27 protein-coding genes and 1 pseudogene are annotated in these 24249 nt (G+C 34.1%); 19 read left to right on the top strand and 9 right to left on the bottom strand.

Annotated features, from left to right (window positions below):
• Window positions 1–10 precede the first annotated feature (10 nt).
• Together moaA and JMUB898_RS03490 are read left to right on the top strand one after the other, a co-directional pair.
• On the top strand, window positions 11–1033 hold the full coding sequence (gene moaA, locus JMUB898_RS03485; RefSeq protein ID WP_002443782.1) for a GTP 3',8-cyclase MoaA: 1023 nt from the start codon (window positions 11–13) through the stop codon (window positions 1031–1033).
• Window positions 1034–1416: 383 nt separating this feature from the next.
• Window positions 1417–1767, top strand: a pseudogene (locus tag JMUB898_RS03490) (SarA family transcriptional regulator).
• 143 nt (window positions 1768–1910) lie between these two features.
• Here the strand turns inward: JMUB898_RS03490 and JMUB898_RS03495 are convergent.
• Window positions 1911–3110 carry an MFS transporter gene (locus tag JMUB898_RS03495; RefSeq protein WP_044466808.1) on the bottom strand — a complete coding sequence of 400 codons (1200 nt, stop codon included), beginning with the start codon at window positions 3108–3110 and terminating at the stop codon, window positions 1911–1913.
• The gene (locus JMUB898_RS03500; RefSeq protein WP_002443780.1) at window positions 3110–3541 is read right to left on the bottom strand and encodes a MarR family winged helix-turn-helix transcriptional regulator; all 432 of its coding nucleotides are present in this window, start codon (window positions 3539–3541) and stop codon (window positions 3110–3112) included. The genes JMUB898_RS03495 and JMUB898_RS03500 overlap by 1 nt, the downstream gene beginning before the upstream one ends.
• A gap of 175 nt (window positions 3542–3716) precedes the next feature.
• Here JMUB898_RS03500 and JMUB898_RS03505 point away from each other — a divergent pair, with 175 nt between their 5' ends.
• On the top strand, window positions 3717–4478 hold the full coding sequence (locus tag JMUB898_RS03505; RefSeq protein WP_002443779.1) for a VOC family protein: 762 nt from the start codon (window positions 3717–3719) through the stop codon (window positions 4476–4478).
• On the opposite strand, the gene JMUB898_RS12840 is transcribed toward JMUB898_RS03505, so the two are convergent.
• Window positions 4475–4726, bottom strand: coding sequence for a hypothetical protein (locus JMUB898_RS12840; RefSeq protein WP_080981450.1), 252 nt, complete (start codon window positions 4724–4726; stop codon window positions 4475–4477). The genes JMUB898_RS03505 and JMUB898_RS12840 overlap by 4 nt on opposite strands.
• Window positions 4727–4880: 154 nt before the next feature.
• On the opposite strand from JMUB898_RS12840, the gene JMUB898_RS03515 reads away from it, so the two are divergent.
• Window positions 4881–6131, top strand: coding sequence for a lipid II:glycine glycyltransferase FemX (locus tag JMUB898_RS03515; RefSeq protein WP_044466809.1), 1251 nt, complete (start codon window positions 4881–4883; stop codon window positions 6129–6131).
• 94 nt (window positions 6132–6225) lie between these two features.
• Window positions 6226–9393, top strand: coding sequence for an efflux RND transporter permease subunit (locus JMUB898_RS03520; protein WP_037541592.1), 3168 nt, complete (start codon window positions 6226–6228; stop codon window positions 9391–9393).
• Window positions 9394–9457: 64 nt separating this feature from the next.
• Here the strand turns inward: JMUB898_RS03520 and mspA are convergent, their stop codons facing one another.
• Entirely contained in the window at window positions 9458–9775 is a 318-nt protein-coding gene (gene mspA, locus JMUB898_RS03525) for a membrane stabilizing protein MspA (RefSeq protein WP_037541591.1), read from the bottom strand.
• 250 nt (window positions 9776–10025) lie between these two features.
• Window positions 10026–10190 (bottom strand): SE1832 family protein, encoded by a 165-nt coding sequence (locus tag JMUB898_RS12635; RefSeq protein WP_002443773.1) that lies wholly within the window; start codon window positions 10188–10190, stop codon window positions 10026–10028.
• A gap of 150 nt (window positions 10191–10340) precedes the next feature.
• On the opposite strand from JMUB898_RS12635, the gene JMUB898_RS03530 reads away from it, so the two are divergent.
• A complete protein-coding gene (locus JMUB898_RS03530) occupies window positions 10341–11249 on the top strand; it encodes an AEC family transporter (RefSeq protein WP_037541590.1) in 909 nt (302 codons plus the stop codon).
• A gap of 314 nt (window positions 11250–11563) precedes the next feature.
• On the opposite strand, the gene JMUB898_RS03535 is transcribed toward JMUB898_RS03530, so the two are convergent.
• The 3 genes from JMUB898_RS03535 to JMUB898_RS03545 form a co-directional block, all read right to left on the bottom strand.
• Window positions 11564–12355 (bottom strand): glucose 1-dehydrogenase, encoded by a 792-nt coding sequence (locus JMUB898_RS03535; protein ID WP_002443769.1) that lies wholly within the window; start codon window positions 12353–12355, stop codon window positions 11564–11566.
• 19 nt (window positions 12356–12374) lie between these two features.
• On the bottom strand, window positions 12375–13238 hold the full coding sequence (locus JMUB898_RS03540) for a GRP family sugar transporter (protein WP_126501908.1): 864 nt from the start codon (window positions 13236–13238) through the stop codon (window positions 12375–12377).
• A 327-nt stretch (window positions 13239–13565) separates the two neighbouring features.
• A complete protein-coding gene (locus tag JMUB898_RS03545) occupies window positions 13566–14450 on the bottom strand; it encodes a GNAT family N-acetyltransferase (RefSeq protein WP_002443764.1) in 885 nt (294 codons plus the stop codon).
• A 250-nt stretch (window positions 14451–14700) separates the two neighbouring features.
• On the opposite strand from JMUB898_RS03545, the gene JMUB898_RS03550 reads away from it, so the two are divergent.
• Window positions 14701–16836 carry a DNA topoisomerase III gene (locus tag JMUB898_RS03550; protein WP_037541589.1) on the top strand — a complete coding sequence of 712 codons (2136 nt, stop codon included), beginning with the start codon at window positions 14701–14703 and terminating at the stop codon, window positions 16834–16836.
• Between the two features lie 112 nt (window positions 16837–16948).
• On the top strand, window positions 16949–18283 hold the full coding sequence (locus tag JMUB898_RS03555) for an NCS2 family permease (RefSeq protein WP_002443759.1): 1335 nt from the start codon (window positions 16949–16951) through the stop codon (window positions 18281–18283).
• A 59-nt stretch (window positions 18284–18342) separates the two neighbouring features.
• Here JMUB898_RS03555 and JMUB898_RS03560 read toward each other — a convergent pair whose 3' ends face one another.
• Window positions 18343–18747, bottom strand: a complete 405-nt coding sequence (locus JMUB898_RS03560) for a hypothetical protein (RefSeq protein WP_002443757.1) — start codon at window positions 18745–18747, stop codon at window positions 18343–18345.
• Window positions 18748–19101: 354 nt separating this feature from the next.
• On the opposite strand from JMUB898_RS03560, the gene rpsJ reads away from it, so the two are divergent.
• From rpsJ to rpsQ, 11 genes are all read left to right on the top strand, one after another.
• Window positions 19102–19410: a 30S ribosomal protein S10 gene (rpsJ, locus tag JMUB898_RS03565; protein WP_001118667.1), complete on the top strand. Its 309-nt coding sequence runs from the start codon at window positions 19102–19104 to the stop codon at window positions 19408–19410.
• Between the two features lie 27 nt (window positions 19411–19437).
• Window positions 19438–20100: a 50S ribosomal protein L3 gene (gene rplC / locus JMUB898_RS03570; protein WP_002443755.1), complete on the top strand. Its 663-nt coding sequence runs from the start codon at window positions 19438–19440 to the stop codon at window positions 20098–20100.
• Window positions 20101–20129: 29 nt separating this feature from the next.
• Window positions 20130–20753, top strand: a complete 624-nt coding sequence (rplD, locus tag JMUB898_RS03575; RefSeq protein WP_002443752.1) for a 50S ribosomal protein L4 — start codon at window positions 20130–20132, stop codon at window positions 20751–20753.
• A complete protein-coding gene (gene rplW / locus JMUB898_RS03580) occupies window positions 20753–21028 on the top strand; it encodes a 50S ribosomal protein L23 (protein WP_002443749.1) in 276 nt (91 codons plus the stop codon). The genes rplD and rplW overlap by 1 nt, the downstream gene beginning before the upstream one ends.
• Before the next feature lie 31 nt (window positions 21029–21059).
• Window positions 21060–21893 carry a 50S ribosomal protein L2 gene (rplB, locus tag JMUB898_RS03585; RefSeq protein ID WP_002443747.1) on the top strand — a complete coding sequence of 278 codons (834 nt, stop codon included), beginning with the start codon at window positions 21060–21062 and terminating at the stop codon, window positions 21891–21893.
• 67 nt (window positions 21894–21960) lie between these two features.
• The gene (gene rpsS, locus JMUB898_RS03590; protein WP_001829710.1) at window positions 21961–22239 is read left to right on the top strand and encodes a 30S ribosomal protein S19; all 279 of its coding nucleotides are present in this window, start codon (window positions 21961–21963) and stop codon (window positions 22237–22239) included.
• A 28-nt stretch (window positions 22240–22267) separates the two neighbouring features.
• Window positions 22268–22621, top strand: coding sequence for a 50S ribosomal protein L22 (gene rplV / locus JMUB898_RS03595; protein WP_000387527.1), 354 nt, complete (start codon window positions 22268–22270; stop codon window positions 22619–22621).
• 24 nt (window positions 22622–22645) lie between these two features.
• Window positions 22646–23299: a 30S ribosomal protein S3 gene (gene rpsC, locus JMUB898_RS03600; RefSeq protein WP_002443735.1), complete on the top strand. Its 654-nt coding sequence runs from the start codon at window positions 22646–22648 to the stop codon at window positions 23297–23299.
• A gap of 2 nt (window positions 23300–23301) precedes the next feature.
• Window positions 23302–23736: a 50S ribosomal protein L16 gene (rplP, locus tag JMUB898_RS03605; RefSeq protein WP_002432945.1), complete on the top strand. Its 435-nt coding sequence runs from the start codon at window positions 23302–23304 to the stop codon at window positions 23734–23736.
• The gene (gene rpmC, locus JMUB898_RS03610; RefSeq protein ID WP_000644737.1) at window positions 23726–23935 is read left to right on the top strand and encodes a 50S ribosomal protein L29; all 210 of its coding nucleotides are present in this window, start codon (window positions 23726–23728) and stop codon (window positions 23933–23935) included. Before rplP ends, rpmC begins: the two co-directional genes overlap by 11 nt.
• A 24-nt stretch (window positions 23936–23959) precedes the next feature.
• Window positions 23960–24223 carry a 30S ribosomal protein S17 gene (rpsQ, locus tag JMUB898_RS03615; RefSeq protein ID WP_002432741.1) on the top strand — a complete coding sequence of 88 codons (264 nt, stop codon included), beginning with the start codon at window positions 23960–23962 and terminating at the stop codon, window positions 24221–24223.
• Window positions 24224–24249: the final 26 nt, after the last annotated feature.

The raw sequence follows: 24249 nt of genomic DNA on the forward strand, positions 1-24249 counted from the left end.
AGGTCCAATTATGGTAGAGCAAATTAAAGATAAGTTAGGCCGACCCATTCGTGATTTAAGGTTATCTGTCACAGATAGATGTAATTTCAGATGTGATTATTGCATGCCTAAAGAAATATTCGGTGATGACTTTGTCTTTTTACCTAAAGATGAATTACTTACGTTTGATGAAATGACTCGTATTTCTCGTATTTATGCTGAATTAGGTGTGAAAAAGATCAGAATTACTGGAGGAGAACCTTTATTACGTCGTAATCTATATCAATTGATTGAGCAATTGAATGAAATTGAAGGTATAGAAGATATTGGCTTAACAACAAATGGATTGCTCTTAAAGAAACATGGACAAAAGTTATATGACGCAGGCCTTCGTCGTATCAATGTGAGTTTAGATGCTATCGATGATCAAGTCTTTCAAGCAATTAATAATCGAAATATCAAAGCTTCAACAATTTTAGAACAAATTGATTATGCGGTATCAATAGGTTTTCACGTCAAAGTCAATGTTGTGATTCAGAAAGGCGTAAATGATGATCAGATTATTCCAATGATTGATTATTTTAAAGATAAAGATATTGAAATACGCTTTATAGAATTTATGGATGTTGGTAATGATAATGGATGGGATTTTAGTAAGGTAGTAACTAAAGACGAAATGTTAAGTATGGTTGAGCAGCACTTTGATATAGAACCAGTAGAGCCAAAATATTATGGGGAAGTAGCTAAATATTATCGCCACAAAGAAAATGGTGCAAAATTTGGATTAATCACAAGTGTCTCTCAATCATTTTGCTCTACATGTACACGCGCAAGACTATCATCAGACGGGAAATTTTATGGTTGCTTATTTGCAACCGTAGACGGCTTCAACGTTAAATCATTTATGCGATCAGGCGTTACAGACCAAGAATTAAAAGACCAATTCAAAGCACTATGGAACATAAGAGACGACCGCTACTCAGACGAACGAACAGAACAAACCGTAGCCAACCGCAAACACAAAAAAATCAACATGAACTATATTGGGGGTTAGGGGCCCCAGCAAAGAGATTCTCGAGAAGAGAATCGACGGGCAATGCAAGCTGGGGTTAGGGTTCCCGACACCAAAATCCCCGTGAGGAGAATATCCTTTAAAAACCTCAAAATATTGCTTTGTGTATTGTTTGAATTTTAAATGTATATATTTAAAAGCAATTCGTTAGATTAACTTTGCTGTGGCAAAATCTATTTAGATATTTTATATGCCTTTCAATATATAACTGATTGTTTAAATTGTTTAAATTCTTAACAAGATTTAGACGCTATTTTAATATTTGTAATAGAATAAATGCAAACTTTGTTATATAATAAAGTTAAGCAATTGAATTTTATAATGCAAACATTACATCTAAGAATCAACATAGGAGGCATTTTATTATGAGTAACAAAGTACAACGTTTTATTGCATCTGAAAGAGAGTTGAGCCAATTAAAGCATTGGCTTAAGACAACTTATCGTATTTCGATTGAAGAGTTTGTGGTTTTATATAAAGTATATGCAGATACAAAGATTAGTGGGAAAGAATTACGCGATACTTTACATTTCGAAATGTTATGGGACACAAGTAAAATTGATGTGATTATTCGAAAAATCTATAAAAAAGAACTCATTTAAAAATTACGTTCAGAAACAGATGAAAGACAAGTATTCTATTTCTTTGACGCTAAACAAAAGAAATTATTAGATAAAATGACTGGTGAAATTGAAACCATTAGTATTGCGAACTAAGTAAAAATAAAGAACTAAATAAATGAAGTATTGATATAAAAAGCGCCTCTAAAATGAATTGATTCAAAAATTCATTTTAGAGGCGCTTATATATATTATGATAGAAATTTCTATTTTAACTTTTGCTTAATCAAGTTAAGTTATTAAATGCTTTGATGTTTTACTTTTCGTCCGTGAACAAGTAAATAAATAATCAAAGTAACTACTCCTAGAATTCCCATAATTCCAAACAATTGACTATAAGTAATCATATGTGTAAATAAACCTAAGAATGATGGTCCGAATCCTATGCCAATATCCAAGCCTATGAAATACGTAGATGTAGCTAATCCATATTTTGTAGATGGAGATACTTTGATTGCAATGGCTTGCATAGATGATGATAGATTACCGTATCCAATACCTAGGGCAATACCAGCAATTAATAACATCCAACCATTGAAACTAAACATTAGCATTGCGAAACTAATGACTAAAAAGATAAACGCTGGATATACTACTACATTTTCATTTTTATCATCCATTAAACGACCGGCAATCGGACGCGTAAATAGAGATGCTACCGCATAAAAGATAAAGAAGTAACTTGCCGCTGTGACTAAGTTTCTTTCTACGGCAAATGCTTGTAAATAAGTTAAAATTGCTGCATAAGTCACACCAATGAGCATCATAACGATTGCAACAGGTATTGCTTCTTTCGCAATAAAGTGGCTCAAAATCGAACCTTTTTGATGTACTGAATCATTTTTAGCTTTAACAGTTTGAAATTGTATTCTAATAAATAATGATAACAAACCACTGATTACACCAAGAACAACACAGATAATAAATAGTATCTTAATTGAAAATGAATTCATTAATAACATACCAAAGAATGGTCCAATGGCGGTACCTAATACTAAACTTAATGAAAATAAGCTAATACCTTCACTTTTTCGTGTAGGTGGTGTGACGTAGGCGGCTATGGTACCTGTAGCAGTTGTAGCGATTGCTGTGGCAATACCATTGAGTAATCTCACAATCATTAAGAACCAAACTGAACCTGGTATGAAATAAAGTAATTGTGTGATGATTAAACAAATTAATCCAAATATAAGTATCTTTTTCGGACCAAACTGATTCACATATTTACCAGTAATAAAACGGCCGATTAGAGATCCTACAATGAATAGTCCTACTACAAGACCTGCAAGCGAATCGGAAGCATGGAATTCAGTTTTACTGTATCCAGCGATGACAACGATTAATAAATACATACATAAGTATACGAAAAAATTAATCGCAAAATTAAGATTAAAACTTTTGGTGAAAATAGGATCCTTAGTAGGTATCGCTTCGTTCATTATTTATCCTCCTTAATTAATGTCTCGTGAATTTGAGACATAATCTCTATAATTTCTGAGAGCTTTGCTTCTGTTAAACCTACTTTTTTAATAATGTTTTCTTGAACAACCGTTACTTCTTCATTAATTGCATCGAACAATGCTTTACCTACAGGCGTTAAACTTAATAATTTTTCTCTTTTGTCATTACCTTGAGTAGCAACAATCCAATTATTTTCAAGTAGGACCTTAACAATTTTACGAGTTGTAGGTTTTTCAATTGAACGACGATGAGAAATTTTAACCAATGTAGTTGGTTGGAAATTAGCTATATCTCTCAGCACAAGCCACTGACCTGTATGGATATCATGCTTATCTAGAATAGGTTGTGTTAATTTTATATAAGGTCTATAAACTCCGATGAAACTATTAAAGAAATCATTGTTTAACATGGGCGACACCTCATCTTGTCATTATAGTTAGCTTAGCTAACCTTTTTGGCACAAAAAGTATTATATGACTGAAATATGAATTTTGCAATACTTTTTTATTCTTTTTGATATTAAAAGTAAAATGGTCGGCTTTTTGTTAAAATAAGCATTAATAAGAGGTAGAGGGGTGAGATAGATGGAGCTCAAATTTGATCATATCATCCATTACATCGATCAACTCGAGCGATTTCAATTTCCTGGGAAATTATTGAAATTACATAGCGGTGGTAAGCATCATAAATTTGGAACTTTTAACCAATTGTCTTATATTAATGGTAATTATATTGAAATGTTAGACGTTGAGGATAAAGAAAAATTGAAGAAGTTAGCAAAGTCTGAAGAGGGACGCGTATCATTTGCCACTAAGATTGTACAAGATAACTTTATTCAAGGTTTTAAAACTATCAGTTTGCGAACGAATGATATTGAGCAAGTAAAACAAACTTTAACTGATAGAGGTATTGATACGATAGGGCCTTTACGAATGGAAAGAGATAATAAAAAAGGCGATAAAGTAGGTTGGCAATTATTGTATATTGCTAATCCTGACTATAGGGTTAAACCGCCGTTTTTCATACAATGGGACGAAAGCGAAGCGTCTAGAGAAGCACATCTGAAAGATTTTTATCAAAAGCAGTTTTCGATTGAAGCAGTAGTAATTAGTAGTAGTCAACGACACAAAACTGTTGAGGATTGGAAGCAATGGTATGATATGCAAATCTTACATGAATATGATACTTATACAGATCTAATCTTGAAAGATGATGATATCCTTTTCAGAATTGAAGATGGAAAAGAATCAGGCTACCGCACACTAATTATTAAAGATGCTAATGCGACAGCGCCATATTCAATATTTATTAGAGGTGCCAAATACAGATTTGAACCTATTAATTAGTATAAATATTGGTAGGTACTTTGTGCGATAATGCCGATATGGATGAGCGCAATAAAAATAGAAATGATACTTAAAATTGTGTCAAAACGAGATGTTCTTATAAGTGAGAAGAAAAGAGACAGAACGAACGTTAATGCAACACATATCACTCTAAGACTAAAATAAGATACGGTAAGCGGATGGCTTAACGTCACTATTATTGCAATTATGTTTAATAATATAAATACAGATAGTATAATCTTTCTCATTAAGAAAACCTCTTTCTATCTCATAATAATAAATATTATATCAAGATTTAACAGGATGTCAGAACTAAAAAGGTTTATAGCATACTTAATCGACAGCGATTAAGATAGGATGTATAATTAAAATTACTGTAAAATAAAGGAGATATTATAAACCATGGAAAAGATGAATATCACTAATCAAGAACATGACGCATTTGTAAAATCTCATCCAAATGGCGATTTACTGCAATTATCTAAATGGGCAGATACTAAGAAATTGACTGGATGGTATTCTAGAAGAATTGCGGTTGGTGAAAATGGTGAAATCAAAGGTGTAGGGCAATTATTATTTAAAAAAATACCAAAACTTCCTTATACGTTATGTTACGTATCAAGAGGGTTTGTCACAGATTATAGTGATAAAGAGGCCCTAGAAGCATTATTAAAATATACAAAAGTAATTGCAAAAGAAGAAAAAGCCTATGCAATCAAAATTGATCCAGATGTAGAAGTCGATAAAGGGACTGATGCATTAAAAAATCTACGTGATTTAGGATTTAAACATAAAGGCTTCAAAGAAGGTTTATCTAAGGATTATATCCAACCACGAATGACGATGATTACGCCAATTGATAAATCTGATGATGAACTTATTCAAAGTTTTGAACGTCGTAATCGTTCTAAGGTACGTTTAGCTCTTAAACGAGGCACTAAAGTAGAACGCGCAGGACGAGAAGGACTTCAAACTTTTGCGAACTTAATGAAGATTACAGGAGAACGTGATGGCTTCTTAACGCGCGATATTAGTTACTTTGAAAATATTTATGATGCACTTCATGAAGATGGAGATGCCGAACTTTTCTTAGTTAAGTTAGAGCCAAAGCCTGTTTTAGAAAAAATTAACAAAGACTTGGAAGAGCTTAATAACGAAAAAGAAAAGCTACAAGCTAAAAAACAAGACAAAAAAACACTAAATAAAATCAACGATACAGATAATAAAATTAAAAAGACGGATGAACTTAAAAATGATATGCTAGAACTTGAAAAAGTACATCCTGATGGTATTTACTTATCCGGTGCATTGTTAATGTTCGCTGGTAATAAATCTTATTATTTATATGGTGCATCTTCGAATGATTATCGTGATTTCTTACCTAACCATCATATGCAATTTACTATGATGCAATATGCACGAGAACACGGTGCAACAACGTATGATTTCGGTGGTACGGATAACGATCCAGACAAAGATTCAGAACATTATGGATTGTGGTCATTCAAACGTGTATGGGGCACATATTTAAGTGAAAAAATAGGTGAGTTTGATTATGTACTTAATCAACCATTGTATCAACTTATTGAGCAAGTAAAACCACGACTAACTAAAGCTAAAATTAAATTATCACGTAAACTAAAAGGTAAATAATTAACATAATGAGAATCTGAACGCGTCTATGATATTACTAGAACGTTCAGATTTTTTACTATAAATGAATTTATAAGTGGAAGGGAATAATAGGATGATAAAAAAATTATTACAATTCTCATTAGGTAATAAATTTGCTATATTTCTCATGGTTGTATTAGTCGTTCTAGGGGGCGTGTATTCGAGCGCGAAATTAAAACTTGAATTGTTACCAGATGTAGAAAATCCAATGATTTCAGTTCAAACAACGATGCCAGGTGCGACACCTCAATCTACACAAGATGAAATTAGTAGTAAAATTGATAGCCAAGTGCGTTCCTTAGCATATGTAAAAAGTGTCAAAACAGAGTCAATTCAAAATGCGTCTATCGTAACTGTTGAATATGACAATGGCACAGACATGGATAAAGCAGAAGAGCAACTTAAAAAAGAAATCGATAAAATTAAATTCAAAGATGGTGTAGGAGATCCAGAATTAACACGTAATTCTATGGATGCCTTTCCTATGGTCGCCTATTCATTCACCAGCAACCAACACGATTTAAAAGATGTGACCAAAGATTTAAATCAACAACTCATTCCAAAACTTCAAACGATTGACGGTGTCCAAAATGCACAATTAAATGGGCAAACCAATCGTGAAGTGACATTAAAATTTAAACAAAAAGCATTAGATGAAAAAGGTTTAACAGCAGATGATGTTGAAAACTATATAAAAACTGCAACACGTGAGACACCGCTAGGATTATTCCAATTCGACAAAACAGATAAATCTATAGTTGTAGATGGCGAATTCAATTCGGTTGATGCTTTGAAAAATCTTAAAATACCAATGTCTGCTGCAGGCCAAGGTAGTCAAAGTAATGATAATTCTAGTAGCGATAGTGAAAATGAGAACAGTAGCTTAATGCCGAAAGATAATACAAATGCTTCAAATTCTAATTCGAAGACATCTAGTAGCGATGGTAAAATGCCATCTGTTCCTCTAAAAGATGTTGCACAAGTCTCTGTAGGAGATGAACGTACCTCCATTTCTAAAACGAATGGTAAAGATGCAGTGAACTTACAAATTATAAAAGCTCAAAATGCGAATACGGTTCAAGTCGCAAGAGATGTTCAGAAAAAAGTGGACGAATTTGTTAAGAATAATCATGGCATGACTTCAACTAAGACAATGGATACGGCTAAACCTATTCAAGACTCTCTTTATACAATGGTTGAAAAAGCAGCATTAGGAACAATTGTGGCTATTATCGTTATCCTATTATTCTTAAGAAATATTCGAACAACTGCGATTTCCGTAGTATCTATCCCATTGTCTATTTTAATTGCGCTCGTAGCTTTAAAATTGAGTAATGTATCATTAAATATTTTGACGTTGGGTGCCTTAACAGTAGCCATCGGTCGTGTGATTGATGACTCTATTGTAGTAGTGGAAAATATCTACCGAAGATTATCCCATCCAAATGAAAAGTTGAAAGGCGAAAATTTAATAATCAATGCTACGACTGAAGTGTTTAAACCCATTATGTCGTCTACGTTAGTAACTATTGTCGTGTTCTTACCACTTGTATTTGTATCAGGTTCAGTGGGTGAAATGTTTAGACCATTTGCTTTGGCTATTACGTTTAGTCTTCTCGCATCGTTACTTGTATCTATTACAGTTGTGCCTTCTTTAGGTGCGACCCTTTTCAGAAAAGGCGTGAAAACAAAGCGTCAACATGAAGGTTTAGGCGCCATCAGTCGAGGATATCGTCAAATACTTAAATGGTCGTTAAATCACAAATGGATAGTCATTATCGTAAGTATCGTGATTCTCATAGGCAGCATCGGGTTAGGGGCAACAAGTTTAGGAACAAGTTACATTTCATCTGGCGATGACAAGTTCTTAGCGCTTACTTATACACCTAAACCTGGGGAAACTGAAAAAGCAGTACTCAATCATGCTGAAGAAGTTGAAAAATATTTGGATAGTAAAGATAAGGTTCAAACTGTGCAATATTCTGTTGGAGGCCCGACACCACAAGATCCAACAGGAAGTACAAATAGCTTGGCTATCATGGTTAAATATAAATCGGATACTCCTAATTTCGATGAAGAACCGGATAAAGTCTTAAAACATATTTACCAATTCAAGCAACCAGGAGAATGGAAAAATCAAGACCTAGGTACAGGAGCAGGAAATGATTCTGTTGAAGTAACTGTAAAAGGTCCTTCTACTGATGATATCAAAGGCACTGTAGAAAAAGTTGAGAAAACGATGAAAGATATTGATGGTATTGCGAATGTTAAATCCGATTTAACACAAACTTATGATCAATATGAAATTAAAGTTGACCAAAATAAAGCAGCAGATAATGGCATCTCTGCAAGTCAATTAGCTATGAATCTTAATGAAAATTTACCTGAAAAGACGATTACAACAGTGAAAGAAAAAGGTAAGAAAATCGATGTTAAAGTGAAGCAAAATAAACAAACTGACTGGTCAGCGAAGAAATTGAATAACATAGAATTGAAGAAACCGACAGGCGGAACGATTAAATTAAGTGAAATCGCTACATTGCAAAAGACTACAACGCCAAGTAAGTTAACTCAAGAAGATGGAGACTATGCTACGACTGTCTCAGGCAAAGTCACTGATAAAGACGTAGGCGGAAAATCACGAGAGGTTATGTCTAAATTAAACGATATTGATAAACCACATAACGTTAAATTGAATGTAGGTGGTGCGACCGATGATATCAATACAGCTATTTCTCAACTTATTATAGCGATGGTCGCAGCAATTATTATCGTTTACTTAATACTTGTGATTACATTTAAGGGTGGACTTGCGCCATTTACGATACTCTTTTCACTACCATTCACAGTGATAGGGGTTGTGCTAGCGCTCGTGATTACCGGAGAGACAATTTCCGTACCAAGTCTTATAGGTATGTTAATGTTGATAGGTATTGTTGTTACTAATGCGATTGTATTAATAGATCGTGTCATTAATAATGAAAAGCAAGGTATGGCAATGAAAGAAGCATTAATTGAAGCGGGTGGCACACGTATTAGACCGATATTAATGACTGCCATTGCGACAATTGGTGCCTTAATACCATTATTATTTGGTCAAGATAGTTCAATTCTTATTTCAAAAGGGATGGCCGCTACAGTGATAGGTGGTCTTGTGTCATCAACTATTCTGACACTCATCGTCGTGCCAGTCATTTACGAAATACTATTCACGCTTAAAAACAAACTTTTTAGAAAATAGACTCACAAAACGAAAAAATCGACTTAGGCCGCTCACTATGGTAGCCTAAGTCGATTTTCCATTATTAATATAAGAATAGCGCCAATATCACATAAATCACTATCAAAATAATTGATATAATATTTAAAATGTTAACGCCTTTTTCGTCGTCTTTCAGTTTTTTAAAGCCAGTGACTTCAATATTACCTACAAGCAATAATAAGACGATAAATACCCACCAGTTTTCTTTAGGGAATTGCAAAGTAGTGATAGCAACTACAAATAATAATAAAACACCCATGATAATTCTTAAAATTCTAGTAAAAATTGAACGCATTTTAAAAATACTAATATAAGCGACAATTAAATATAAAATGGGCAATAAGATAAGATACAGTAGCATCTGAGACATCCTTTCCTTTACGAATATTATATTAGCACGATAAAAAGTAGCTGACTAGGATGTCTAGTCAACGGTATATGTAAATCCTGAACTAATTATAAAAATAGCCATTGAATGTTCAAATTAGAATATGATGATGTGTTTGTATGATCGAGCTTGTCCGATGCAACCTGTGATAACAACTTGCTTTATTAATGCCATGCACATTACTTTGTCGACGCGCGCAATCTTTTTATTAAATTCAACTCAATTAGCTATTCATTTTAGCGCGGACATCTGCTATTTCTTTTTCAATTTCTTCTAATTGATTAAGTAGTGGGTCAATATTTTGATTGAGCGATTCACGTTTATCTAAATCATTCTGTAAACGTACGTAATCATACTTAAGTTCTGTTAATTTAGATTCTAAATCCATAGAAACAAATCTCCTTTTATAATTGAAATTGATTATTAACTATATTTAAATAAGATTATATCATGAAACAAGACACTTCTAAAAATTGAAAGAGATATGTTAAAGTTATCAACTGTAAAAAGTGAAATTTTTGGGAAAGAGGGAATACATGTGACTGAACAATTTGTCATGATTATATTACTCATTGCACTTGGTTATTTCCTAAAGCGTATCAATTATTTAAAAGCTACAGATAGCCAAGTTCTTTCAACGCTCGTATTAAATGTCACATTACCTTCTCTCGTTATCGTTAACTTAAACAGTGCCGATTTAAATATGTCATTCTCTATTTTACCAATCATGATGATTGTGTATGGTGTGATTGCTAAAATCATTGTTGTATGGTTTTTCAGAAAATATGACAATCACATGCGTGGCTCAGTGGGTATGATGACAGGGTCAATGAACATCGGACTTTTCGCATATCCATTAGTTAATGCAATTTGGCCTGAAAAGGGTATGGTATATTTCGGTATGGCGGATATCGGTGGCGCAGTCATTATGTTCGGAGTAACTTACTTTGTAGGGAGTTATTTTAGTGAAGGTGCAGACCAATTCAATTTTAAATTCTTAGGGAAAAAATTGATTCAATCTGTACCACTCGTGACATATATTGTGATGTTTATACTGAATATGTCTAATATTCATATTTGGAAACCGGCGATAGATTTCTTTAGTATTCTTTCTAAAGCCAATATGCCTTTATCTATGATTTTACTAGGTGTCATGTTAAGTTTTAGCATTGATAGAGAATACTTGCCTGTGACAATTAAATATTTATGTCTACATTACGGCTTAGCGATTGTAGCTGGTACACTCGTTCATTTCTTTTTACCGGTTTCAGATCAAATGATTAAAACAACATTGCTAATTACATGGTTGTTACCTGTAGGCGTAGCGATCATTCCTTATTCTATTCAATTTAAATATAAGACATTGCCTTTTATAGGTATGGTCACCAACTTAACGATTGTGATCAGTATTGTCATACTCTATATTTATCAAGCACTCTTTGTATAATTGTATTTGCTCCTTTTGAAAATTAAAATTAAGTGCGGATACCTTTAACATGGGATGAATCACTTGAGAAAGGAACAACATCCTCATTCATTAAGAATAAACGAAATATTGCATATAAAAATAGAGGTTGGGAACTGTGTTCTGGGAAACCGATTAACGGTGTCCCAAAAGCAGGATTTTCATCAGTAACACTCACAATTCGACAAAATTTGAGAAACAATTTTGCGCATTGATCGGCTCTGCTTAAATCCTAAACACTTTTATCCCGACCTCTATTATTTTTGGACAATTATGTCCAAGGTTGTCACTTCAAATTATCCTTTGCCACCCATAAATGCAGGATAATTCGTCATACCACCATCAACATATAAAGTTGTGCCATGGATATAGCTGGCTAAGTCAGATGCTAAGAATAAAGCAACATTGGCTACATCTTGAGCTTCTCCAATTTCACGTGCTGGAATCATTTCTAAAGTTTCTTCACGTGTTTTAGGATCAGAGAATTTCTCTTTCGTATGTTCAGTGACAATGGCACCTGGAGAAATATTGTTAATACGAATACCATATTGCGCATATTCCATAGACATCGTTTCCATCATTAACTTCATTCCGCCTTTGCTTGCAGCATAGTTGACGTAATTTGGCCATGGAATCGTATCATGAACACTTGAAGTATTAATGATCACGCCTTTTTTATCTTCTTTAAGGAATTGGTTAATGGCTTCTCGTGAACCGATAAATGCGCCAGTTAAGTTAATATCGATCACTTTTTGCCATTCATCTAATGACATTTCGTGCGTTGGGATTGGCTTTTCAAAACCAGCATTATTAATCATAATATCAATGGTGCCGAACGTTTCCACTGCAGATTGAACAAGATGCTTCACATCTTCTTCTACAGATACATCGCCTTGAACTGCGATAGCTTGTCCGCCAGCGCTTTGAATCGTATTTTTAAGTTCTTCTAATTCATCTAAATGACGATCAGAACGATAATTTAATACAACTTTTGCTTTCGCTTTACCAAAGTTTTCAGCAAATGATTTGCCTATACCACTACCTGCTCCGGTAATAACGACTACTTTGTTTTCTAATTCTTGAAACATTTTGACTCCCCCTAGACTACTATTTTAAGTTACCTAGAATAATTGATGCGATAATAATAACGACAATACCTGACCATATACCAATCATTTGGCGGCGATCTTTTTTCTCTCCTAAAATAAAAATCCCACCTAATGTAGATACGATCACAAGTAATTGTGATAATGAGAAACTTGTAGCTACACCCACTTTAGGTTGTGAGTAGAACATAAATAAGTTACCAATACCCCATACGACACCAGGTATGAGATTGAGCGCAGTAGATTTAACAGAGGTTTGATGATTCATTGATAGAATAAATCCTCCGATTGCCATACCAATTGATTGGAAGAATAGGGCATCTGTACCACTTACTCCGAAAATATCACCAAGTACGACATAACCTACATAGCCAACTGTGGATATAAGTAAAATCCCCATAGCTTTTTTAAATTCTGGATTGTTAGATGTACCTTCATTCTTAGCTTTAAGTGAGGTTAAAGCGATACCGACTACAAGTAATACCATTGCAATTAAGCCCATGACAACTTGAACCATTGTGCTCCATTCTCCTAAGAAAATAGCACTAAACAAGGTTGTACCAACAAGTTGCATACCTGTAGAGATTGGCATAGTTTTTGATACACCGATTAAATTGACTGATTTCAATTGATTGCCTTGACCAAATGCCCAAAGCGCACCAGAAATCAGACCTACAATAATGACAGTAAAATTATCAAAAGCAGCATTACCAGTTAATAGTAAACCGATACCGACAATTAATGTACCTAATGTCGTGCCTCGGATTTGATTGTAGGGGCCACCACCTACAAATACATTTATAAATACAACACTACCCCAAAAAAGGGCCGGTAATAGTGCGATAAGAAAGTCTAAAATTTGCACTTATTACTCACTCTCCTAAAACATGATTAAGTGTCCCCTTAACACTTGAAATCATTTTAAAGCATAAAAATTAATAAGTAAAAAACAAAAACTTGAAGTTGCAATAATTGTAATTACTAATCATTGTATTTAAGTGAAACAATTTGAATGTTAAAACATTAGGAAAGGTTAGTGTTTGTATTTTCGAAATAAGAAGACAAATGGTATAGAAATTAAAAAGACTGTAAATCACACGTTAGTTTTAGAACTATAGGTTAAAGCTCTAAAAACAATATTGATTCACAGTCAAGGTTTATTGTTATATTTATTTAAAAATATGATATTCAGTTATTGAGTGAAATCTTGGTGCACATGTTGAGGTTCGAATTTATATTTTTTATATTCGTAATTAATTTGAAATCCTAGTTCATTAAAGCGTTCCACAAGTTTGCTGTTTTTATTACGGATTTTGAAATAAACCTTATGAATAGAATAATGTTCAAAAGCAAATTTCAACGCATATTCTAATAAATCAAAGGCAATTCCTTTAAGACGATAATCAATATGAGAACTAAAATATTTAATTTCAGCACTATGTCGTTCAGCGTCTACTCGTAAATATAAATAACCTTTAAGTAACCCTTCGCTAACAAATAAGAACAATCGGTGATGTTCATCTAGTGATTCTATAATCTCCTCCGGTGTCATCGCATCATGTTTGAAAGTCATTAAATGTAACTTACTGAATGCACGATAAAAACCTCTTTGGTATTCAATGATATTCTGACTATTAAAAGTCTCTCCTAGATCTTGGTGAGCTTCTAAATAATAATCTGTAAAATTATAGCTTGCATGTATTTGCTTCATGAAAGGTTTGTATTCTTGCACACCTTCTTCAAATGAAAAATTAAAAATAGTCTCTTCGGGTTGATGTTCAGTTAATTTGTCGAAAAGTAATTGGAAATGGTCGTCATCGAGTTGGAAATCTTGTGCTATAAAAGGTCCTATCACTTTATATCGATGATGATCATATGAGAAAGCGAGCATTAAAGCTAAAATTGTTCCATCTTCTGTTAACGCGACAACTCCAGAATTGCTAATTGCTTCATTTAATAAAGTATCAAAGTCTTCATATTGTTGTGGAAGTTTATATAAATAAGATGTTGATAGGTATAGAGATGATTCAATAAATGCTTTTATTTCTTGTGGCTCACTCAATTGAATGATATCCATTAATCTACCTCCGTCTCTCACGTCTTTAATTTAAATGTATTTTGCCGATAAGTTCTTCCTTAATTATATTATATTTCTAGAGAAATAAAAGTTTATCGATATACTCACATGTTACAATATGACTAATACTAATCAATGGATCAGATAGTTTATTTATGAAAAGTGTTAAATAGAATGAACATAAGAATTAAATCATTACTTATTTAATATAAACTATTGATGTAATTCATTTTCAGAAAGGGAAGTTATGATGAAATCCTTAATATTAGCTGAAAAGCCATCGGTAGCGCGAGACATAGCCGATGCACTTCATATTAAAAATAAAAAGAATGGCTATATCGAGAACGAAAAATATATAGTGACTTGGGCTCTAGGGCACTTGGTCACAAATGCGGCGCCAGAACAATATGATGCGTCATATAAAGAGTGGAAACTTGAAGATTTACCGATTATTCCTAAATATATGAAAACGATAGTTATTGGTAAAACAAGTAAACAATTTAAAATTGTTAAGTCATTAATATTAGATAAAAAGGTAAAAGATATTATTATTGCGACGGATGCAGGACGCGAAGGTGAACTTGTAGCGAGACTTATTCTAGATAAAGTTGGAAATAAAAAGCCTATTCAGCGCTTATGGATTAGTTCCGTAACGAAAAAGGCAATACAAGAAGGATTTAAACATTTAAAAGATGGTCGAGCATATAATAGTCTGTATCATGCGGCATTAGCTCGTAGTGAAGCGGATTGGATAGTAGGGATTAATGCGACACGTGCATTAACGACGAAATATGATGCACAATTATCTTTAGGTCGTGTACAAACACCAACCATTCAACTCGTTCAGTCCAGACAAGATGACATTAATCATTTTCAACCTGAAAAATATTATACGCTGTCAATTAAAGTAGATGGATATGAGTTCACGTTTAATACGCAAAAGCATTTTAAAAATAAAAAAGACCTAGAAACGATTGAACAACAAGTGAAGAATCAAGAGGGGAAAGTAATAGATGTAAAATCCAAGCACAAGAAGTTGTATCCTCAACAGCTATACAATTTAACAGATATACAACAAGATGCGTATCGTCGTTTCAAAATGGGGCCTAAAGAAACATTGAACACATTACAACATTTATATGAACGACATAAGATTGTAACGTATCCACGTACAGATTCTAATTATTTAACACATGATATGGTAAGTACAATTAAAGAACGTTTACAAGCTTTGCTTGCAACAAATTATAAATCTCATGTGCGTGAACTTATTGGTCAATCATTTTCACCTAAAATGTCTATATTTAATGATAGTAAGGTATCAGATCACCATGCGATTATACCAACTGAAGTGAGACCATCTCTCGAACAACTGAGCCAAAGAGAATTTAAAATCTACATGCTTATTGTTGAAAGATTTCTAGAATCTTTAATGAAACCATACGAGTATGAAGGCGTAACGGTTAACTTTGAAGTGGGCGATTTGATGTTCAGTTTAAAAGAGAATATCCCTAAACAATTAGGATTCAAAGCCTTAAAAGAAGATACATTACAGCCATCAAAATCACATCAATTTGTGATTGGACAACAGTTTAAAGTTCAAAAAGTTGATATACATGAGCATGAAACTAAACCGCCTGAATACTTTAATGAAGGTTCATTATTGAAAGCAATGGAAAATCCTCAAAACTATATTCAGTTGGATAATAAAAAATATGCTCAAACTCTCAAACAAACAGGTGGAATTGGTACTGTCGCAACACGCGCTGACATCATCGATAAACTGTTTAATATGAATGCACTTGAAGTACGTGATGGTAAAATTAAAGTAACATCCAAAGGGAAACAGATATTAGAATTAGCGCCAAGTGAATTAACTTCACCATTGTTAACGGCCCAATGGGAAGAAAAACTTACACAAATTGAAAAGGGCCGATATAATTCAAAGAAATTTATGGATGAAATGAAGCATTTTACTAAAGATATAGTGCAGAAAATTAAAAGCAGTGAACAAAAATATAAACATGATAACTTAACTACAACCGAGTGTCCTACATGCGGTAAATTTATGATTAAAGTAAAAACTAAAAATGGACAAATGTTAGTTTGTCAGGATCCTTCATGCAAAACGAAGAAAAATATTCAGCGTAAGACTAATGCACGCTGTCCAAATTGTAAGAAAAAAATGACGTTATTTGGTAGAGGGAAAGAAGCAGTATATCGATGTGTATGTGGGCATTCTGAAACTCAAGCTCAAATGGATAAACGTATGAAAGAAAAATCTAGCGGTAAAGTTTCCCGTAAAGAGATGAAAAAATATATGGGAAATCAGGAAGAAATAGATAATAATCCTTTCAAAGACGCTTTAAAAAATTTGAAATTGTAGATAAATAGCGAACGAAATCATGATATTAAAATTAAAAGTTCGCGTTTAGTATTGTTTTTTACGAATATAGGTATTAAAATATTAAAGTATTTCAAATAAAGGAGCATTTACCGTGAAAAAATACTTTCAGTTCGATAAGTATGGAACAAATTACAAAAATGAAATTTTAGGCGGCATTACAACATTCTTGTCAATGGCTTATATTCTTGCTGTAAACCCTCAAGTTTTAAGCTTAGCAGGAGTTAAAGGTATTTCGAGCGATATGAAGATGGACCAAGGTGCGATATTTGTAGCAACTGCATTAGCAGCATTTGTTGGTTCGTTATTTATGGGACTCATCGCTAAGTATCCAATAGCTTTGGCGCCGGGGATGGGTTTAAATGCCTTCTTCGCATTTACAGTCGTACTCACAATGGGTATTCCGTGGAAAGTTGGTTTAACTGGCGTTCTCTTCTCAGGAATATTCTTTGCCATCCTCACTGTAACCGGATTAAGGGAAATCATCATTAATGCCATACCTTATCAAATGAAAATGGCTGTTTCAGCAGGTATCGGATTATTCATTACCTTTGTTGGACTTCAAAGTTCTGGAATCATCATTAAAAATGATTCTACATTAGTTACACTAGGACATTTAACTAAAGCACCAGTGCTTCTAGCGATTTTTGGTATTATAGTAACTGTGATTTTATACACTAAAAAAGTTCCAGGTTCTATTTTTATAGGTATGATTATTACAGCTATCGCTGGTATGTTAACTGGTCAAATTCATGCACCATCTGGAGTTATTGGAGATATACCAAGTATTAAACCTACTTTTGGTGCTGCATTTGAATCATTTAAAGATCCAGGACAATTATTTACGGTACAATTTTTAATCGTCATTCTTACTTTCTTATTTATTGATTTCTTTGATACTGCTGGAACTTTAGTAGCAGTAGCAACTCAAGCAGGTATGATGAAAGATAATAAGTTGCCAAGAGCGGGTAGAGCTTTATTCTCTGATTCATTAGCAACGATTGTCGGAGCTATCTTTGGTACAACAACTACAACGTCATACATAGAATCTACTTCTGGTGTGGCAGTGGGGGCACGAACAGGATTTGCAAGTATTGTAACTGGTATTTGTTTCTTACTCGCTTTATTCTTTAGTCCACTCATTGAGGTTGTGACAAGTGCCGTAACGACACCAGCACTTGTAGTAGTAGGTGTACTCATGGCATCTAATTTTGCTGAAATTAATTGGAAACGTTTTGAGGTTGCAGTTCCAGCGTTTATTACTATTATTATGATGCCATTATCTTATTCGATAGCTACCGGTATTGCATGTGGGTTTATATTCTATCCACTTACAATGCTCATTTCAAAAAGACACAAAGAAGTACATCCAATTATGTACGTATTAATGGCTTTATTTATTCTTTACTTTGTATTTGTTCATAAATAATAAAGAAAATGGTCGGTTCCTTCTCTAGGTTCCGACCATTTTATACTATAGAAATAGAATTATTTATTATCATATTCGTCTTTGTGCTGATTTTTATATTGAGTATATATCACTTTAGCATCTTTATTTGGTAGATAGGTTGGAGCAGATAATACGATAAAGACAAAGAAAATCATTAAGAAGAATAAAATCCAATGAATAATCATGCCCACAAAAGGTATAAATGCCATAAATGAACCTACAAGACCAACGATTGGTATAATAACCATAGGTTTTATGGCGTTTTGACTATCTACAAGTAAAATGATTGTAATGATGAAATAAAGTAAGGCATTAAATAATAAAGGTTGCCAGCCAAAACTCATGATGACACTGCCACCTAAAAATGGAATGCCATAGAAAAATTCACAAATGATAAGAAATACACCCAAAATCGCTAAAGTTATTTTAACTCCATTTTTCATTAAATCACTCCTATTCTCTTCCTATTATATAAAACCTACCATTATAAATATATTAATATGTTTTCAAATTCGACAGAGAGATAAATTAAAAGTAAAAAATTTCAATAAAACGGTTGAACAACCACTCTATTTCAAGTACAATAATCAAGTATGTGTTAGACAGATATATAGAAAGTTACTGGAAAACCTTGATTTATCAGTGTTTTTCATGTAATATATCTAATGTTGGACTTTAAGAAAAGCGATGAAGCGAAAGGTTACTGACACACCCGGCCGCTTTGCCATGGCGTTGTGTGAGATAGTTTTCGTGGAGAAGTCTATCACTTAAATGTAGACGAATAAGGAGGGAAAATTATGGCAAAACAAAAAATCAGAATCAGATTAAAAGCTTATGATCATCGTGTTATCGATCAATCAGCAGAGAAAATTGTTGAAACTGCAAAACGTTCTGGTGCAGACGTGTCTGGACCAATTCCGTTACCAACTGAAAAATCAGTTTATACAATTATTCGTGCCGTGCATAAGTATAAAGATTCTCGTGAACAATTCGAACAACGTACTCATAAACGTTTAATCGATATTGTTAACCCAACACCTAAAACAGTTGATGCTCTAATGGGCTTAAACTTACCATCAGGTGTAGACATCGAAATTAAATTATAATAGAAAAATTTAGGAGGTGGACTTTCGATGACCAAAGGAATCTTAGGAAGAAAAATCGGGATGACACAAGTTTTCGGTGAAAACGGTGAATTAATCCCAGTAACAGTAGTAGAAGCTAGCCAAAACGTTGTATTACAAAAGAAAACTGAAGAAGTTGATGGATACAACGCAATTCAAGTAGGATTTGAAGACAAACAAGCATACAAAAAAGGTTCTAAATCTAATAAATATGCAAATAAACCAGCTGAAGGTCACGCTAAAAAAGCTGACACAGCACCTAAGCGCTTCATTCGTGAATTCCGCAACGTTAACGTTGATGAATACGAAGTAGGTCAAGAAGTCTCAGTAGATACTTTTGAAACTGGCGACATCATTGATGTTACAGGCGTTTCAAAAGGTAAAGGTTTCCAAGGTGCAATTAAACGTCACGGACAAGCTCGTGGACCAATGGCACACGGTTCTCATTTCCACAGAGCACCAGGTTCTGTAGGTATGGCTTCAGATGCTTCAAGAGTATTTAAAGGTCAAAAAATGCCAGGCCGTATGGGTGGAAACACTGTTACAGTTCAAAACTTAGAAGTCGTACAAGTCGACACTGAAAATAGCGTTATTTTAGTTAAAGGTAATGTACCTGGACCTAAAAAAGGTTTAGTAGAAATTACTACTTCAATCAAAAAAGGTAATAAATAATTTAAAAAGCGAAAGGAGGAAATTGCATAATGGCTAATTATGATGTTTTAAAAGTAGACGGATCTAAATCAGGTTCAGTTGAATTAAGCGATGCAGTATTCGCTATCGAACCAAATAATAGCGTTCTTTTCGAAGCTATTAATTTACAACGTGCGTCATTACGCCAAGGTACACATTCTGTTAAGAATCGTTCAGCTGTACGTGGTGGTGGACGTAAACCATGGAGACAAAAAGGAACAGGTCGTGCACGTCAAGGTACTATCCGCGCTCCACAATGGCGTGGTGGTGGTATCGTATTCGGACCAACTCCAAGAAGCTATTCATATAAAATGCCTAAGAAAATGCGTCGTTTAGCATTACGTTCTGCATTATCTTTCAAAGTTCAAGAAAAAGGATTCACTGTTGTTGATACTTTTGGTTTTGACGCTCCAAAAACAAAAGAATTCAAAAATGTGTTAACTACACTTGAACAACCTAAAAAAGTATTAGTTGTTACTGAAGGCGAAGATGTAAATGTTGAATTATCAGCACGTAACATCCCTGGCGTACAAGTTACAACTGCTCAAGGATTAAACGTTTTAGATATTACTAGCGCTGACAGTGTAGTAATCACTGAAGCTGCTGCTAAAAAAGTTGAGGAGGTGCTCGGATAATGGATGCAAGAGATATTCTTAAGCGCCCCGTAATCACTGAGAAATCTTCAGAAGCTATGGCAGAAGATAAATACACTTTCGATGTTGATACTCGTGTGAATAAAACACAAGTTAAAATCGCTGTTGAAGAAATCTTCGATGTAAAAGTTGATAGTGTAAATATCATGAATTATAAACCTAAGAAAAAACGTATGGGCCGTTACCAAGGCTATACAAACAAAAGAAGAAAAGCGATTGTTAAATTAAAAGAAGGTTCAATCGACTTATTTAACTAAAAATAAATTACCAATAAGGAGGTAAGCGACAATGGCTCTTAAAAAATATAAGCCAATAACAAATGGTCGTCGTAATATGACTACTTTGGATTTCGCAGAAATCACAAAGACAACACCTGAAAAGTCATTATTACAACCGCTACCGAAAAGAGCGGGACGTAACAACCAAGGTAAATTGACTGTTCGCCATCATGGTGGAGGACACAAACGTCAATACCGTGTTATCGATTTTAAACGTAACAAAGACGGAATCACTGCTAAAGTTGATTCAATTCAATATGACCCTAACCGTTCAGCAAATATTGCATTATTAGTATACGCTGATGGTGAAAAACGCTATATCATCGCACCTAAAGGATTACAAGTTGGACAAACTGTTGAAAGTGGTGCTGAAGCAGATATCAAAGTAGGTAATGCTTTACCATTACAAAACATTCCAGTAGGTACTGTAATCCACAATATTGAGTTAAAACCAGGAAAAGGCGGACAACTTGCTCGTTCAGCTGGTGCAAGCTCACAAGTTTTAGGTAAAGAAGGTAAATATGTATTAATCAGATTAAGATCTGGTGAAGTACGTATGATCTTATCTACTTGCCGTGCTACTATCGGTCAAGTTGGTAACTTACAACATGAACTAGTAAATGTTGGTAAAGCAGGACGTTCTAGATGGAAAGGCGTTCGTCCAACAGTACGTGGTTCTGTAATGAACCCTAACGATCACCCACACGGTGGTGGTGAAGGTCGTGCTCCAATCGGTAGACCATCTCCAATGTCACCATGGGGTAAACCAACTCTTGGTAAGAAAACACGTCGTGGTAAAAAATCATCAGATAAACTTATCGTTCGTGGACGTAAGAGAAAATAATAATAACAACTTATTTGGGTGTGCGGCTTAACTGCTGCACGCACACAATAAGAAGGGAGGCGCCCAAATGGCTCGTAGTATTAAAAAAGGACCTTTCGTCGATGATCACTTAATGAAAAAAGTAGAAGCACAAGACGGAAGTGAAAAAAAACAAGTAATTAAAACATGGTCTCGTCGTTCTACAATTTTCCCTAATTTCATCGGTCATACTTTCGCAGTATACGATGGACGTAAACATGTACCTGTATATGTAACAGAAGATATGGTAGGTCACAAACTAGGTGAATTTGCTCCAACTCGTACATTCAAAGGACATGCTGCAGACGACAAGAAAACTAGAAGATAATTTTTAATAAGTAGAGGAGGAAATCCTAATGGAAGCAAAAGCGGTTGCTAGAACAATAAGAATCGCACCTCGTAAAGTTAGATTAGTTCTTGACTTAATCAGAGGTAAAAATGCTGCTGAAGCTATTGCTATTTTAAAATTAACAAACAAAGCTTCATCACCAGTAATTGAAAAAGTATTAATGTCCGCTTTAGCAAATGCAGAGCATAACTATGACATGAACACAGATGAATTAGTTGTCAAAGAAGCATATGCAAATGAAGGACCAACTTTAAAACGTTTCCGCCCACGTGCACAAGGTCGTGCAAGTGCAATTAACAAACGTACAAGCCACATTACAATCGTCGTAAGTGACGGTAAAGAAGAAGCTAAAGAAGCTTAATAAACTTTCTAAGGAGGGAATACTGTGGGTCAAAAAATTAATCCAATCGGACTTCGTGTCGGAATCATCCGTGACTGGGAAGCTAAATGGTATGCTGAAAAAGACTTCGCTTCACTATTACACGAAGATTTAAAAATCCGTAAATTTATTGATAATGAATTAAAAGAAGCATCAGTTTCTCACGTAGATATCGAACGTGCTGCTAACCGCATCAACATCGCAATTCATACTGGTAAACCAGGTATGGTTATTGGTAAAGGCGGTTCAGAAATTGAAAAACTTCGTAACAAATTAAACGCTTTAACTGATAAGAAAGTACACATTAACGTAATTGAAATCAAAAAAGTTGATATCGATGCTCGTTTAGTAGCTGAAAATATCGCACGTCAATTAGAAAACCGTGCTTCATTCCGTCGTGTACAAAAACAAGCTATTACAAGAGCTATGAAACTTGGTGCTAAAGGTATTAAAACTCAAGTATCAGGTCGTTTAGGCGGAGCTGACATCGCTCGTGCTGAACAATATTCAGAAGGAACTGTCCCACTTCATACACTACGTGCTGACATTGATTACGCACACGCTGAAGCTGATACTACTTATGGTAAATTAGGCGTTAAAGTATGGATTTATCGTGGAGAAGTTCTTCCTACTAAGAACACTAGTGAAGGAGGAAAATAATAATGTTACTACCAAAACGTGTAAAATATCGTCGTCAACATCGTCCAAAAACAACTGGTCGTTCTAAAGGCGGTAACTATGTAACATTTGGTGAGTATGGTTTACAAGCTACTACAACGTCTTGGATCACTTCTCGTCAAATCGAATCTGCTCGTATTGCAATGACACGTTACATGAAACGTGGTGGGAAAGTTTGGATTAAAATCTTCCCTCATACACCGTATACTAAAAAACCTTTAGAAGTACGTATGGGTGCTGGTAAAGGTGCGGTTGAAGGCTGGATTGCAGTCGTTAAACCTGGTAGAATCTTATTCGAAGTAGCTGGTGTATCTGAAGAAGTTGCACGTGAAGCATTACGTTTAGCAAGTCACAAACTTCCAGTAAAAACTAAGTTTGTAAAACGTGAAGAATTGGGTGGTGAAACAAATGAAAGCTAAGGAAATTAGAGACTTAACCACTTCAGAAATCGAAGAACAAATCAAATCTTCAAAAGAAGAGCTTTTTAACCTACGCTTTCAGTTAGCTACAGGTCAATTAGAGGAAACTGCACGTATTCGCACAGTAAGAAAAACGATTGCACGTCTAAAAACTGTTGCTCGTGAAAGAGAAATTGAACAAAGTAAGGCTAATCAATAATAATCGAAAGAGGAGGTTACAAAAGTGAGCGAAAGAAACGATCGTAAAGTGTATGTAGGTAGAGTTGTTTCAGACAAAATGGACAAAACGATTACAGTTCTTGTAGAAACTTACAAAACTCACAAATTATACGGTAAACGAGTAAAATACTCTAAAAAATACAAAACTCATGATGAAAACAATTCAGCTAAATTAGGAGACATTGTTAAAATTCAAGAAACTCGTCCTTTATCAGCAACAAAACGTTTTCGTTTAGTAGAAATTGTTGAAGAGTCAGTAATTATTTAATCAAGATTAGAGATAAGGGAGGTTTA

This window comes from Staphylococcus caprae (assembly GCF_003966625.1).
Taxonomy (GTDB): domain Bacteria; phylum Bacillota; class Bacilli; order Staphylococcales; family Staphylococcaceae; genus Staphylococcus; species Staphylococcus caprae.